The organism is Orbus hercynius (genome assembly GCF_003634275.1).
GTDB lineage: Bacteria > Pseudomonadota > Gammaproteobacteria > Enterobacterales > Orbaceae > Orbus > Orbus hercynius.
Map to the genome: position 1 here is coordinate 530,728 of NZ_RBWY01000001.1, position 13,603 is coordinate 544,330.

At 36.8% G+C, this 13,603-nt stretch carries 22 protein-coding genes and 1 pseudogene; 2 read left to right on the forward strand and 21 right to left on the reverse strand.

Annotation, left to right across the window (positions count from 1 at the left end; translation table 11 throughout):
- Positions 1–6 precede the first annotated feature (6 nt).
- Positions 7–1,338 carry an NCS2 family permease gene (locus tag DES39_RS02500; RefSeq protein ID WP_121144181.1) on the reverse strand — a complete coding sequence of 444 codons (1,332 nt, stop codon included), beginning with the start codon at positions 1,336–1,338 and terminating at the stop codon, positions 7–9.
- 336 nt (positions 1,339–1,674) lie between these two features.
- On the reverse strand, positions 1,675–3,105 hold the full coding sequence (gene sbcB, locus DES39_RS02505) for an exodeoxyribonuclease I (protein ID WP_121144182.1): 1,431 nt from the start codon (positions 3,103–3,105) through the stop codon (positions 1,675–1,677).
- A gap of 173 nt (positions 3,106–3,278) precedes the next feature.
- Between sbcB and DES39_RS02510 the strand changes: the two genes are divergently transcribed.
- A complete protein-coding gene (locus DES39_RS02510; RefSeq protein WP_121144183.1) occupies positions 3,279–4,451 on the forward strand; it encodes a tyrosine-type recombinase/integrase in 1,173 nt (390 codons plus the stop codon).
- Here DES39_RS02510 and DES39_RS02515 read toward each other — a convergent pair.
- The 19 genes and pseudogenes from DES39_RS02515 to DES39_RS02600 all read right to left on the reverse strand — a co-directional run bounded on the left by DES39_RS02515 (position 4,435) and on the right by DES39_RS02600 (position 13,197).
- On the reverse strand, positions 4,435–4,617 hold the full coding sequence (locus DES39_RS02515) for a helix-turn-helix transcriptional regulator (RefSeq protein WP_211324592.1): 183 nt from the start codon (positions 4,615–4,617) through the stop codon (positions 4,435–4,437). The two genes, DES39_RS02510 and DES39_RS02515, sit on opposite strands and share 17 nt — an antisense overlap.
- A gap of 1 nt (position 4,618) precedes the next feature.
- Positions 4,619–4,810: a DUF2116 family Zn-ribbon domain-containing protein gene (locus DES39_RS02520; protein ID WP_121144185.1), complete on the reverse strand. Its 192-nt coding sequence runs from the start codon at positions 4,808–4,810 to the stop codon at positions 4,619–4,621.
- Positions 4,803–5,060 carry a hypothetical protein gene (locus tag DES39_RS02525; protein WP_121144186.1) on the reverse strand — a complete coding sequence of 86 codons (258 nt, stop codon included), beginning with the start codon at positions 5,058–5,060 and terminating at the stop codon, positions 4,803–4,805. Before DES39_RS02525 ends, DES39_RS02520 begins: the two co-directional genes overlap by 8 nt.
- Positions 5,050–5,412, reverse strand: a complete 363-nt coding sequence (locus DES39_RS02530) for a phage protein NinX family protein (protein WP_121144187.1) — start codon at positions 5,410–5,412, stop codon at positions 5,050–5,052. The genes DES39_RS02525 and DES39_RS02530 overlap by 11 nt, the downstream gene beginning before the upstream one ends.
- A 3-nt stretch (positions 5,413–5,415) precedes the next feature.
- Complete coding sequence (locus tag DES39_RS02535; protein WP_121144188.1) at positions 5,416–6,021, reverse strand: MT-A70 family methyltransferase; 606 nt, start codon at positions 6,019–6,021, stop codon at positions 5,416–5,418.
- 10 nt (positions 6,022–6,031) lie between these two features.
- Positions 6,032–6,502 carry a class I SAM-dependent methyltransferase gene (locus tag DES39_RS02540; protein WP_121144189.1) on the reverse strand — a complete coding sequence of 157 codons (471 nt, stop codon included), beginning with the start codon at positions 6,500–6,502 and terminating at the stop codon, positions 6,032–6,034.
- The gene (locus tag DES39_RS02545; RefSeq protein ID WP_121144190.1) at positions 6,492–6,767 is read right to left on the reverse strand and encodes a hypothetical protein; all 276 of its coding nucleotides are present in this window, start codon (positions 6,765–6,767) and stop codon (positions 6,492–6,494) included. Before DES39_RS02545 ends, DES39_RS02540 begins: the two co-directional genes overlap by 11 nt.
- A complete protein-coding gene (locus DES39_RS02550) occupies positions 6,760–7,575 on the reverse strand; it encodes a hypothetical protein (protein WP_121144191.1) in 816 nt (271 codons plus the stop codon). Before DES39_RS02550 ends, DES39_RS02545 begins: the two co-directional genes overlap by 8 nt.
- Positions 7,572–7,889 carry a hypothetical protein gene (locus DES39_RS02555; RefSeq protein ID WP_121144192.1) on the reverse strand — a complete coding sequence of 106 codons (318 nt, stop codon included), beginning with the start codon at positions 7,887–7,889 and terminating at the stop codon, positions 7,572–7,574. Before DES39_RS02555 ends, DES39_RS02550 begins: the two co-directional genes overlap by 4 nt.
- Positions 7,886–8,125: a DUF3850 domain-containing protein gene (locus DES39_RS02560; RefSeq protein WP_121144193.1), complete on the reverse strand. Its 240-nt coding sequence runs from the start codon at positions 8,123–8,125 to the stop codon at positions 7,886–7,888. The genes DES39_RS02555 and DES39_RS02560 overlap by 4 nt, the downstream gene beginning before the upstream one ends.
- A 65-nt stretch (positions 8,126–8,190) precedes the next feature.
- Positions 8,191–8,766, reverse strand: coding sequence for an HNH endonuclease signature motif containing protein (locus DES39_RS02565; protein WP_121144194.1), 576 nt, complete (start codon positions 8,764–8,766; stop codon positions 8,191–8,193).
- Positions 8,763–8,996: pseudogene (locus DES39_RS11180) on the reverse strand (hypothetical protein). Before DES39_RS11180 ends, DES39_RS02565 begins: the two are co-directional and overlap by 4 nt.
- A 282-nt stretch (positions 8,997–9,278) precedes the next feature.
- Entirely contained in the window at positions 9,279–9,515 is a 237-nt protein-coding gene (locus tag DES39_RS02575) for a hypothetical protein (protein WP_121144195.1), read from the reverse strand.
- 52 nt (positions 9,516–9,567) lie between these two features.
- Complete coding sequence (locus DES39_RS02580; RefSeq protein ID WP_121144196.1) at positions 9,568–9,768, reverse strand: hypothetical protein; 201 nt, start codon at positions 9,766–9,768, stop codon at positions 9,568–9,570.
- A 12-nt stretch (positions 9,769–9,780) separates the two neighbouring features.
- The gene (locus DES39_RS02585; protein ID WP_211324593.1) at positions 9,781–10,425 is read right to left on the reverse strand and encodes a hypothetical protein; all 645 of its coding nucleotides are present in this window, start codon (positions 10,423–10,425) and stop codon (positions 9,781–9,783) included.
- Between the two features lie 2 nt (positions 10,426–10,427).
- On the reverse strand, positions 10,428–11,336 hold the full coding sequence (locus DES39_RS02590) for a recombinase RecT (protein WP_121144198.1): 909 nt from the start codon (positions 11,334–11,336) through the stop codon (positions 10,428–10,430).
- A 10-nt stretch (positions 11,337–11,346) separates the two neighbouring features.
- Positions 11,347–11,586 (reverse strand): hypothetical protein, encoded by a 240-nt coding sequence (locus DES39_RS02595; protein WP_147405413.1) that lies wholly within the window; start codon positions 11,584–11,586, stop codon positions 11,347–11,349.
- Between the two features lie 15 nt (positions 11,587–11,601).
- Positions 11,602–11,733: a hypothetical protein gene (locus DES39_RS11070; RefSeq protein WP_281271052.1), complete on the reverse strand. Its 132-nt coding sequence runs from the start codon at positions 11,731–11,733 to the stop codon at positions 11,602–11,604.
- A gap of 600 nt (positions 11,734–12,333) precedes the next feature.
- Positions 12,334–13,197 carry a LexA family transcriptional regulator gene (locus DES39_RS02600; protein WP_170143316.1) on the reverse strand — a complete coding sequence of 288 codons (864 nt, stop codon included), beginning with the start codon at positions 13,195–13,197 and terminating at the stop codon, positions 12,334–12,336.
- 135 nt (positions 13,198–13,332) lie between these two features.
- Between DES39_RS02600 and DES39_RS02605 the strand changes: the two genes are divergently transcribed.
- Positions 13,333–13,566 carry a transcriptional regulator gene (locus tag DES39_RS02605; protein WP_121144200.1) on the forward strand — a complete coding sequence of 78 codons (234 nt, stop codon included), beginning with the start codon at positions 13,333–13,335 and terminating at the stop codon, positions 13,564–13,566.
- The last annotated feature ends 37 nt before the right edge of the window (positions 13,567–13,603 follow it).

Below are 13,603 nucleotides of genomic sequence, written 5' to 3' on the forward strand. Positions count from 1 at the left end.
CATTCATTAAAGGAAAATGTAGCGAGCTAAAAATAGAATCGCCATAATGATAGTACAGGCAGTCAAATCTTTGAATTTGCCCGAAAAAACTTTCATAAACACATAAGTGATAAAGCCCGTTGCGATCCCTTCTGTAATGGTAAAACTAAAAGGCATCATAATGGTGGTGACAAAGGCCGGTACCGATTCAGTTAAATCTTCCCATTTGATACGGGCTAAATCTGACGCCATCAGTACACCGATATAAATCAGCGCACCAGTTGTTGCATATAATGGCACCATTTTTTCCAGTGGTGAGAAGAAAATCATTAATAAAAATAATACACCAACACCACAAGCCATCATACCGGTGCGTCCACCAACCGCGACGCCTGAAGCACTTTCAACATAAGCGGTGACCGCCGAGGTGCCCATCGCTGAGCCTAATGCTGATGAGGCACTATCGATATACAGTGAGCGCTGCTGATTGGGATAACGGCCGTGCTTATCAGCAAGACCTGCTTTATCGGTAACCGCAATAAAGGTGCCAGATGATTCAAACAAGTTAATGAGCATGACCGAAATAATGATACCGACTAAAGAAATCTCAAACACATGGCTAAAGTCAAGCTGCCCAACGACCGATGAGATATCGGGCGGTAAGCTGACAATGCCGTGATAGACAACATTAGGATCGAATGCCCAGCCGATTAAGGTCACAACAATAAATGAACATAAGATGGAAGCGTTCCACCCGCGCTGAGCAAGGCCGGCAACGATTAAAAAGCTAACACAACCAAGCATAAAAGGATAAGACGTTGGATTACCCAGTTTAACCATCGTGTCGGGATCGGCAACGATAATTTCAGCGTTATGTAAACCGATTAATGTGATCAGTAAACCACAGCCGCTACTCACGCCAATGCGGATTGAAAAGGGGATGTTAGCAATCATCCAATAACGAAGTTTAAAAAGTGATAATAGAAAAAGCCCAGAAGCACCTAAAAACACTAAGGTCATTCCAGTTTGCCAGTTGAGTCCCATTGACCCGACTAAGACATAAGCAAAATAAGCATTGATCCCCATACCGGGTGCTAAGGCGATCGGGAGCTTTGCGACAATTCCCATCAGTAAACAAGCGATTCCGGTTATGAGCGCGGTGGTGACAAAGACCGCTTGCGAGTTCATGCCAGCATCGCCTAAAATTTTGGGGTTAACGAACACAATATAGACCATGGTGATGAAGGTGGTAAAACTGGCGACTAATTCAGTTCTTAAAGTGGTTTTGTTTTCCTGAAAATGAAAATAGCGATCGACAAACGATCGATTGTTGCTCGACGTCGAGTTATTAGTGTTCACGAAAAGGCTCCAGATAATTGGATTAGATAGGATGATTGGCGCTGTAAAGGGGATTTACAAATCATTTGTCTAATTGATATAGCACATAGACACTTTGGCGCGGAGTACGCTAATAATAGTCTCTATTGCGGGATAAATTATAGCAATAGATGTAAATTAAATTCAACTCTAATTATCAAAAAATAATTTTTTATTTTAAAATTGTCTTTTTTTATATGGTTATCCAAATAAAAACTGTCTAGCAGTCTTAATCATAGGGAGGCTAAGCCATATTGGCGGTAAGATAACTATATTGGTATCTCGATGAGTTAACTAAACCCATCGAAATTAGGTCAGTTAGCTCACGAGATATTGGCAATAGTGATAAAGATCTTTTAATAATTCGATTTGCTTTGGTTGTTGTGAATACTGTTGTACCAGCGCTTCTAAATTGATGAGATACTGGCGCACGGCCTCTTCATTAAGCTTGTCTTGGCAATGATCACGCCATTGGACTTTTTCACTTTCAGTGAGTGTTTGCGGATAATTACGTGCTTTATATCGAAAAAATAGTGCCTTTAGACGCGCATCATGTGGCACAAGCTTTAGCGTATCAAGTCGCGCAGGATCGGTATCACGGATCAGTTCACACAGTGACTTATCATAGTTGTCAAAAAAGCCATTATAAATCTGACTATCCACATCATTGTCGATTGGGTAGCTTGGTGACTGGCCAAAAATAAGTTGGACTTTTTGGGTAATAAGGTGCTGCGCTGCTTTGAGTTTTAGCCAGTTAGCATGACACACATCGAGATCGAGGGATAGACGCTTAGCGTTATCGACAGATAGCGTTTTGGCTGGCGCGATAACTGGGCACTTGTTTGTATGAATCAATTTTAAGGCAATGCGGGACTCATCATCGGTTAAATCTTCAGTTTTGGTGTAGAGCCGCTGTGTTATTTGTTCGGCATCGAGTGAACACAAGGTATCAATGTCACCGGCTAGATCACACATAATCACCGCATTGGGTTGGTTTGGATGCCAGGCGATAGGTGCCATTAATGCGGTGTTGCCACGATGAGCACCGAGCATACCTGATATGTGGACTAATGGTGTCATATTGACGATATCGATCAATTTGGCCACTTGGTTTTTATTACGCAAATGAAAAAAGTAATCGAACAGTTTAGGTTGCTTTTGCTTAATCAGCTTTGCCATTTCAATGGTGGCATAAACATCGGACATGGCATCATGGGCATTTTGGTGGCTAATGTGATTGGCGTGTGATAAATGCTCAAGGCGAAAGCTGGCAAAGCCATTGTCATTGATTGGCCAATTGATCCCTTCAGGGCGAAGGGCATAACAGGTTCTAACGATATCTAGCAAATCCCATCTGGAACTGCTATTTTTCCAGCTATAGGCATACGGATCAAAAAAATTACGATAAAAAATATTACGTGAGACTTCATCATCAAAACGGATATTATTATAGCCTAAAATGCAGGTGTTAGGCTGACTAAAAGCACGATGAATACTCTCACTAAATACCGCTTCACATACCCCTTTTTGCTGGGTTTCTTGTGGCGTAATGCCGGTAATTAGCACAGCTTCAGGATTAGGTAAATAGTCAGGCGTCTGTTTGCAGTAAATAACCAGTGGTTCTTCAATAATATTGAGTTCACTATCCGTTCTTACCCCCGCAAACTGAGCGGGACGATCCAAGGCAGGATGAGTACCAAAGGTCTCATAATCATGAAAGTAAAAACTGGGCTGTGTAATATCGTTCATATTTGTTTTTTTAATTACAGTTTTGTTTAGTTTATTCTTTATTTATCAATTATTAGATTGTTTATTTGTTCGCGCTTGTATTATTTTGTTTTTAACTTTTTTAGTTTGTACACTTGCTATTTTGTACACATTGAGTACATAATTCTATTTTTCATTGTGTACAGAATATAATTATGGCTCTCAGTGACACTAAATTAAGAACAATATTAAATAAACCATACAGCGGCGCACCCGAATTAACCGATGGTGATGGACTTAGTGTTAGGATAACACAAAAGGGTACTATTGCATTTCAATTTCGCTACAGATGGCAAAATAAACCCGTCAGATTAACACTTGGCAGATATCCAGCTCTTTCATTAAAAGATGCTAGAATTATGACTGGCGAGCTTAGGTTGCTTTATGATAAAGATATCAACCCAAAGACGCACTTTACTAGCAGTGGAAGCTCGGAGTTAACATTAAACTATTGCCTAGATTACTGGATGGAACGTTATGTATCAACGCTGAGAGAAAAAACGGCGCAGCTATACAAAGCTATTGTGTACAAAAGTTTATATAATCAGTTTAACGATATTTCTGTACAAGATATTTCGGTTAGAGATTGGGTTAAATATTTTGATGAGCAAGAGAAATTAAACCCTAAAAAAGCTAAAGTTATTTTCGTTCAGCTAAAATCGGCGTTAAATTGGTGCATAGGGCGACAGATAATTGAATCTTGTGAACTAATGAAGATCAGCCCGAAAAACATTGGCACAAAAACAGAAGTTGGCGATCGCGTTCTTACGTACAAAGAGCTAGCTAAAATCTGGCTTGCTATAGAAAGAAGCCGAGCATCAACACCAAATAAACTCTTGCATCAAATGCTGATGCTTTTCGGCGCTAGAAATTCTGAATTAAGGACGGCTAATGTCAATGAATTTGATATGAATGAGTTGATCTGGACCGTGCCAAAAGAGCACAGTAAAATGGGGAATGTGATTAGGCGGCCTATTTTTGAACAAGTTAAGCAAATGGTTGAAAGGCTACAAGATTTGTTTAATGATAAAATGTTTCCGGGAACACATCTAAATGAGCCGATGACTATATCAGCAGCAAATAGATATGTCAGACGTCTACGAAGTAATTTAGATATGCCAGAGTGGAGCGCGCACGACTTTAGACGCGCTCTATCAACTCGTTTATCAGAGGAGGGAATTATGCCGCATGTTACTGAAAAAATGCTAGGGCATGAGTTGGGTGGGGTGATGTCTATTTATAATAAACACGATTGGCTTGAAGAACAGAAAAAAGCTTATGAACTGTATGCAGATAAGATTTTTTGGCACATCAAGAATTCTGATTAACTCCACCTTTATTAATCCACTCTGATATAGCTTTTTCGCTGTATCTGCGCGGATGCGTTAACACCGCATCCGGCATCCCTCGCTTTTTCATTAAGCTGTAAATTGTTGATCGGCTTTTTATTCCGAGTCTTTTCATTAATTCATTTTCAGTGATTAATTCCGGCATATTAAGCTCCTTTATTTCTCTTCTCAAAATCATCTCTACAATCTTCATCACAAAAAGCGTGTCCGTCTGGCGTTGGTTCTTTGCAAAACCTACACAGCTTATAATAAGCTGATTTGGTAGGCATTCTATTTCGTAAAATGCTTTGTATTTCTAGTTGCGCTAAATCGTTTGCATCATCTGCTATATCAGCCATTTTTAATCCTCTCGTTCCACGCTTTAATTAGTTCTTCTCTTGAGTCATAAAGTGTTGTGCCAAGTGTTGTATCTTCAAAATGTGCAATAGGGCACAATTCATTCTCTATAAAACTATGCATTAAAGTATAACTAAGCCCAGACCACGGGTCGTTCTCATAAGAATCATCATGCGGATTACCTTCAGCGTCACATACTGCTATATGAGCTTTTCCACCGCAAAACGGACACGGTAGTAGTTTATTTGTCATCCTTATTCTCCTCATCTTTAATAAGTAAAAAGCATTCCGCGATAGCTCGGCATGGGTTTTCATTCAAAGATGAAATATATTTTTTATTTGTCCGTTTTCGACATGACCATGAATTAGTTAATGGGTTAAAATCAAGGTCTAGCTTGTTATCAATCATTAGCTTAAAAACCTCTGAATAATCAAAACAATAATTCTTGCTCAATATTATTGTCTTAAAGCCCCCGTAACCACTTGATATACTTTCAACTAAAACAGCACCTTGTGTGTCGTCACATGAATATTTATATCCTAATTTCTCTGCAACTAACTTATTAACCTCAAAATCACTCAACCCACTATATTTATTTTCCATTGTTTACTCCATTTCTATACTGTTATCGCATTCATTACCCCAAACATCCCACCCTTCGAAATTATTACGAGCGAATAACTCAATACGCGGAACGTCTCCGTAAAGCATATCAAGTCTATCTCTAGCCTCTTTTGGTTTTTCGCTGTGTCTTCCAATCGGTGCATAAATCACTTGGCTAATTGACTTATTTTGACGCTCAATTCCCTTGCCCTTGATCGCTATTAAACAATCCTCTGAGTTTGTTCTAGTGTGATTACCAAGTCCGAAAAATGATATTTTTTGCAGAACCTCAATAAAAGGAAGCCGCACAACCAGGAGAAACTTAGCTAAGATACTGTCATAGTTTTTATTTAGTTTTATCCATGTGAAGCCTTTGGTTGTTTTTAGCTTAAATCCCCACGATTCGACTAGCTCAATCGCTTCTTTCGTCATGGGCCCAGTAAACCACATAAATAGAACTGCGTTATCTTCTGTGATGTTTTGGATTGGTAATTTCTTGAGGTCGTCTAGTGTCATGGCGGGGTAGTGATTATTTGTCGCTGCTCTTGTTGCTTGATTTGAATACTGCCACGGCGGATCGCAATATATCAAGCTATACTTGTTTTTCATTCATTACCTCTCACTTTATAAAACATATCCAGTGTGTATTTGAACGTTTACCGCTAATGTGCCCAATCCATGGTTTATATTCTGTTAGTTTTAATATTTCACTTACTGGTATGTCCGTCTCATTCCATTTGAAAATCAAAGTTCCGTTCTTTTTTAGCACTCTAAAACACTCTCTAAATCCATTTTTTATATCATCTTGCCAAGTGGTTTTATCTAATCTCCCGTACTTTTTTGCTAACCAGCTATTTTCCCCGACTTTAATTAAATGCGGAGGATCGAATGATACTTGATAAAATGTTTCATCATGGAAAGGTAGGCTAGTAAAGTCGCATTGAATATCCGGACTTATATCTAAAGCTCGCCCATCGCATAAAATGTGATTTTCTTTTCGGTTATCGCAAAATAAAACCCTGTTATCTTTCTTATCAAAGTAGAACATGCGAGAGCCACAACATACGTCAAGAGCTGGTTTATTTTTCATCCTCTAACCCCTTAACCCAATTTCGATAAAAGTTTATTAATACATCTTCGTTATAGAACTCATTGCGGATCACTTGCCGCATGAATTCATTAACTGCATCAACTCTGATTTCTGCTTCTGTTTTATCCCAACCTTGCATTAATTTGTCTTTTCGCTCAATTTCAACCTCTAGCATTTGGCAGCGAGCACATTCCGCATCTTTTGACTGCGGAATAGTATCTTGTATGAATTGGCTTGATACTTGTCTTTTAAATTTGTTAGTCATGATTAGCCCTTAGTTTATTTAAAAATACACATAATCTTCTGCGCACCATTACATAGCTTCTAAATATTTCGTTATTGCCAAACTTTATTGATTTTTCTGTCTCTATCTTAATAAATTCCTCGATCCCCTGAGCCTTGATTTCGCCGACTCTTAACTGTATGAATTGCTTTAAGCTATCATCGCTACAACTTAAAATATCAGTAGCGAACCCGTCTCTAATTGCTAGTGCATTCCAGTACATAGTCTCACAATGATTTTCTAATTCAGTAACCTTGCTTTGGAAGCTCTGCTCAACGTCGAAGTATTCAAGTAACTTTTTAGTATTCCAAGACTCTTCGTATTCTTCTCCCATTCTTGTAGTAATAGTTAGCTCATTTAAAATATCAATTGTATTTTCTGGGTTTGAATATGTTAATTGCTTTACTATAGAAAGCTTACCTTCTTGATAAGCATTCTCTTTCTCACTCTCAAGCGCTTTTACTTTATTAAAATAGTCATTCCCTGCTTTAAATGCTTTTTTTCGTTCAAAATCAAGGTCACTAATCCTTTTGTTAAGCCTATCAATAAGACTAAAGTCTGGCTTCTTGCCGACTGGTGGCTTCCACAATTCACCACCTTTATTTTCATAACCTAGATTCATTAAAGTGCGCTCAGCTGATTCAAGCGCTTTGATTCTATGCTCAAGCTCATTAATTACATGGTCACGAGCGGCTATGTAATTTTCGCATTCATCAAATCTAACCCAGCGGCCATCATCACTTTCATGAGCCACGCCATTAATAAAGAAGTACCGTTTAATCTCTTTCACTTAATCTCCTTACCTGAAATAGCTTTCAGTACATTTTTAAGTTGTTCATAACTTAATCTGCCAAAAGGGAACGACATTAATTTATCAATCATCTCTTGTCTTGTGACGGCTTTTCTGTCGTCTTCTGTGGTTGGCTGTATAGACGAACTAAAAGTGTCATACGGGATTTTATATCCAGTATTAATGTTAAACTTATTTCCCATCTTGGTTACTAACATGGTTTTTGTTTTTCTTTCTATTTTTTCAATTCTAAGAATCTTACCTAGACGAAAAACAGTTACAGAATCGCCAACATTTAAATTTGTTAATTTCACTTAATCACCTCTATTGACATAATCACCATGCTTGGCTTGGTAAATTGTTCGTCACTTAATATGTAAGTAACTTTTGCTTTAATATCGTTACCTGTGTATTTAATCTGCCATTCTCGCAAATGAAGGATGTCGCCAGATCGATAGTCACGATCGTTAATGCGGCACTCGAATTTTTTTACGCCGCTTTTTACTGCATTGAAATATTCGGGTAAGATTTTCAATTCATGTATAGTCATATTCATTTCCTTTAGACATAACAATGCTCACTAAGTGATCAGTGTTATTAAGTTGGGTTAATTAGTTATTGCGAGGATAATTGCTTTGCTGTGATATCTAGCTTCGTGATAACTCTTAATGTTGGTTTTAGCTCTTGTGGGTAATGAGAATAGCCGCTCTTATTGAATCTGGCATTTTCTTCTCTTGTGATTAATTGCAAGTTAGACAAATCACAGTTTTTACGGTTGCTATCATTAAAAATGATACAATGTCCTGTCGGTAGCTTTCCGTTTACTTGCTCCCATACATGGATATGTTTTAGTCTCCATGTTTTAGGGTCTTTAATCTTGACCTCGATATAACCATCCTTTGTTATGCGCTCAGAGCCAACAGGGCGGTAATTATGCGGAACCAAACCTTTTTTAAATGAAGTTTTATTAGCGCCCATATATCCAGTAACGCCTTTGTTCCAAGCAATGTTACCCTTGCTAAAATTCCAATACTTTTTATCTGTCAGCCAACCATATCGCTTGCATAAGCCGCCGATCGCTTTTGCTCCTTTATTTTCCCCAAAGGCTTCATTAAATAGCTCAGTTAATTCAATTCTCGGTAGTTTTGAGTTTTCTTTAATAAAAGCTAGTTGCTGTTCTGTATACTTCATTTCGATTCAATTCCGATAACATCTGGAACAGCATCAATAACGTGATCTGCTTTGAGCTTCGCAGCTTCTAAAACAAGTTTAGCGTTATCAACAATAGTCTTTGCCACATCATTTATTGCTTTCCCTCTTGTTACTTCCTTATCTATCTGCTCTATTGTTAAATCTTCATCAGATAATCTTTAGAGCTGTGCAAATAAATGATTGTTTAAATCAGATAGTTTATTTTTCATTTTTTAATCAATCCTATAAAGGTATTTAAATTAGTAGGTTAGGGGAGTTAAACAGAAGTTATCAACAGAAAATGTGGATTAAAAAACCGCACTAGGCGGATTGTTGTCAGTATAATGAGTTGCTAACTTCATCTTAATAAACGGGAATCTATCGACTCCCGGCGGAGGCTCTTTGTCGATTAAATTGTGCTTACATCGATATCCGCATCGACGTTCACTTTTCCAAGTTGAATCACTCATTTCTCTGTGCGATAGAATGTTTTACCGCATTTTGTGCATATTTTAGATTCCATCTTCCTGCCTCTTAATCCATTGTTTCATATATTTAATTAAACATTCTTTGCATACAATTTGCTCCGGCTGCCATTGCATAGTAGCTTCAATTTTGATGTTTATTTCTGTATTGCACTCATAACCTTGTCGATAAAATATTGTTATTTCTTTTTCAGGTTTACCGTGTAGCTGCTTGTCACAAAAATCGCATGTTACTGTCGTAGTTGTTTCTGTTTTTATTCCCATAATCACTTAACACCTTTTAGTTTAAATCCATACGCCATCACGCCAGTTTAGGTTAATCATTTTCATCAACCTTAACCAATTCAGCGGATAACTTCATCACATCACCGTTATCTAGCGGTGAAATAAAACCGTTTTTAATTGCGTCAATTGGAGAGCAGGGGGTATAAGCTATTTTTCGCAATAGATCATTATTGATTTGAGATAAAAAACTGCCATTATCGAATTCATACACTATTAAATTCTTGCAAAACATAATTATTCCTTTTTAATTTAATTCTTTGATTAGTTGCTCGTAATACTCTTGAGCCAACTCTGATTTAACTTTGATTTTTTCAATAAGTGATTCATCACGAATAAAGGATATGGTAGTTACTCTTTTTCTTAGTGGTATCGCTTCAACTAAATCAATGAGTTTTGTGCGATCTTCATATGGTGATAGCATTTCTTCTGATGCAGGGAACAGCCAAAAATCAATATCCGCTTTTTCAACATCATACAGCCACATGTAGCCTTGCACTTGAATGTCATATCCGGCTTTTTTTGCTTTAATTTCCGCCTCGTCTTTGAAAAATGGATGAGTTCCGATATCCCACGAGTTTTTTATATCAATGATTAAGCTAATTTTCTTATCTAGTATGTCGCACTCGCCAGTAATCCAATCGTTATTGATTCGGCCATCATGTTTTTGATACTTTCGAGCTCTAATTAATCCACTTGATTGAATTGCGATATCTTCGAGAAAGTTACCTTTTTCGGTATATTTGTTACCGTCAAAGTTTTCATAACTAAAGAGGTCTAGTTTTGCGACCTCTCTAACGTATGACTTAGCTGTATCTGATAACTTATTAGTTCCGTCTTTTTCTCTCGGGCCGCTCATTATTTTATGCAAACTTGAGCATCTAACTAACATAATTAACCACCTAATTGTTTAATTTGTTCTTCAGTGAATGAATAACTATTTAGTGCATCAGACAGCTCTAATTCACCAGTTAATACGTTTTCTTGTATTTGCTTAAATAGTTCATCATCAACCTGAATTAAGGTGATTGCTTGAGGCTCCGAGTCATTATCAATATAATCATAACTATCATTAGTAATATCTTTGATTACTGACTGGTCAGACATAACAGCTTTTTGCATTTCAATTGATAAAGGAGCTTGTTTAGAAAGTAGTAGTTTAGTTACTGTTTTAAGTGCCATTGCTTCGAAGTTATCTTTCCAGTTACCAAACCCCTTTTTAAATGTCTGGCTGTATTTACCTGCATGTTTAATAACATCAGCTTCACTCATATATAACTCAGCTGAAAACCCATTTATAAGCTTAAAATATGCATAATAACCAATGGGTTTTTCATCATCGCTATATTCACCATCCCAATCAAAAACAAAACCGTTAATCAAGTCCTTTTTGGCTAATTGTTTTTCATAAACAGGGATTGATACTAATCTTTCAAACTGGCCAGAACGCTGTGCCAGTTGAATAAATCCTTTATATCCAATTTGAAATTGAGCTTCAGTTACCCATTTTTCGATTTTCTTTCCATTAACTTCTTCTTTTTTCTTATTGTTATACGGAACAATATAAGCAAACCCTAAACTATTATTAATAGGAAGATTCAGTGTTGCGGCCATGCATGCAGCATTAAAAATGCTCATCGGATCAGCCTTTGCTAGCATTTCATTTGAGTTAACTATTTGCAAAACTGATGTTGTAAAGCTAGCGGCGTTTTTATGTAGCAACTCTGTTAACTTTGCCTTAACTGCTGGCTTATCAAAAAATGATTTAATGTTTGTTGATACCGCTGTACTTTGTGTTGTCATTATCTATCTCCTAAATCGATTTATCATATGAATCACCAAGCTCTGCAAGAGACATTTTTCTAAAGCCTCTTGCTTTTAAACTGTCATTCACTACTAAATCAGCTATGTCATCTATCATTGATATAACGTCGTCATCGGCGACATAACCAAGTGCGGATAACTCTTTTAATAAAGCAAGCTGGATGCGTTCAATCTCAAGCTGTTTTTCTTGCGCTTTTTCTTCTTTATCCATGTATTGACTGTATGACATAACCATAAATCACCTCTAATTCGTTGCTACGACCATCATTTGATAAATAGTGAAACAGAGCAGGCCATATACTGATACCACTCCGCAGGCATTAAAAAAGACGCTAATTGCGCCTTTCTTGTGTTTAGCTTGGTTTTTATTAGTCATATTCATTCACCTGTAAAAATGCCCTCCGAAGAGGGCTAGGGTTACCACGTCCAAACTCGCTGACTCTCATTGAAAGCCAGCTGATTTGATTGCTCAATTATCTCTAGAGCTGAGTTTTTGCGCGTTAATTTCGTTTTATAGCAGTGAGCCTTTTTAAGTAAGTACAGTCTTAAATCGTTCTAAGAAGTGTGCTGTAGTTCGTGCTATTTCATTTTGCTAGGGTTGCTAGTTAAACTAATTAACTTCGACTTTTCATTTTGTTAAAGAGCAGTCAACTTGTTTGTTGTTCCGAGTTGATGTAGCTATAATAACTAAAGTTATCGATTCGGTCAATAACTAAAGTTATCAAAATAAATAAAAAAGCTATTGAATGATTAAATTTTAACCAATTTAATTTTAAGAAGTGAATTTCCCAGGATTGATCAATAAGATATTTGTTATAATTTATCTATATGATTTTATTATAAATACATTTAACCTGTAATTTTTGTTATTTGTAATGCTTTGATTTAAAAAAGCTATTTAAACTGATCAAGATGTGAATTTTAGGCGTGAAAAAAACCGCCGAAGCGGTTAACCGTGCTTCCTAAGGAGAATTGATTATCTTTTATGTCTATATCTTCTATGTTCTATCATAGTACCAACAATTCTAATCTGTTGTTTTAATGATGTCATAATAGGGAAATCGTTATTTAAAGGAACTAGCTCAAATTGCATTCTTTCGTATTCATCATAACCAATTTCACGATATTTTTTGAAAGTAGCCTCTTCTTCTCCATTCACCGCGGCAACAAAATCACCGGGCATAGGTTTGACTGTTGGATCAATTATTATCATATCTCCTTCAACAAAATCGGGCTCCATTGATCGCCCTTTAATTTTCAAAGCAAACGAGCTTTCAGATAAATCAAGATCTGTTTGGAGATATTCAAATCCTGTTGAGTCTTCCATGCAACATGATTCGGTCCAAACCCCAGCTTGAACAAAACTAATTACTGGCACCCGGCGATTGTTGTTTAATGTTATATTCTCAACGTTAGAATCATTCTTACCACTTAAAAGCCAAGCCATGTCACATTCTAAAGCTACCGATATTTCATATAAATATTTAGATGGATTTGCAGCACCGTTTTCGATTTGCTCATAAAGCTCTTTAGTGCTACCTATTTTTTGAGATAGCTGCTCTTGAGTTAGCTCTAATTTTTCTCGCCTTAACTTAATTCTCTGCGCTAGATTTAATTTATTTCTGTCTTGGCTTTTTGTATCAGATTTACCGGTTGAAAGCCAGTTAATATCAACATTTAAGGCCTTTGAAAGCTCGGCTATTTTTCTGAAACTCTTTGTTTCTCCTGAAACTAATTTCTTTATAGCTGGCTGGCTAACTTTTACTAAATCGGCCAACTGGTGCTGAGATAGCCCAGATTTTTTAAAGGCTTCGTTAAAACGTTCAGTAAATGTACTCATGTTTCCCCCATAAATATTTTATTGATTATATAACTTTAGTTATAAATGTAAAAAAACATAAGTTATCATTTTCTTGACTATGCCAATAACTTTAGTTATCATTTAGAGGTGTTTTAATAACTAAGTGATTTATATATGAGCATTTTACAAGAGGCGATTAAAAGAACCGGGAGCCAAAGAGCTTTTGCAAAAATATGCGGAGTCAGCCAACCAGCAGTTAGTAATTGGCTTAAAGGTAAATCAAAAATTGGTGAAGATAAAGCGATGCTGGTGGAAATAGCTTTGGATGGAGAAATAACCTGCGAAGAACTTCGCCCAGATGTCAACTGGTCAGTTTTGCGCAATAAAAAAGCCACTAAACGCAATTAGTGGCGGTATGTATTAACTACTTAAGGAAATAATACAC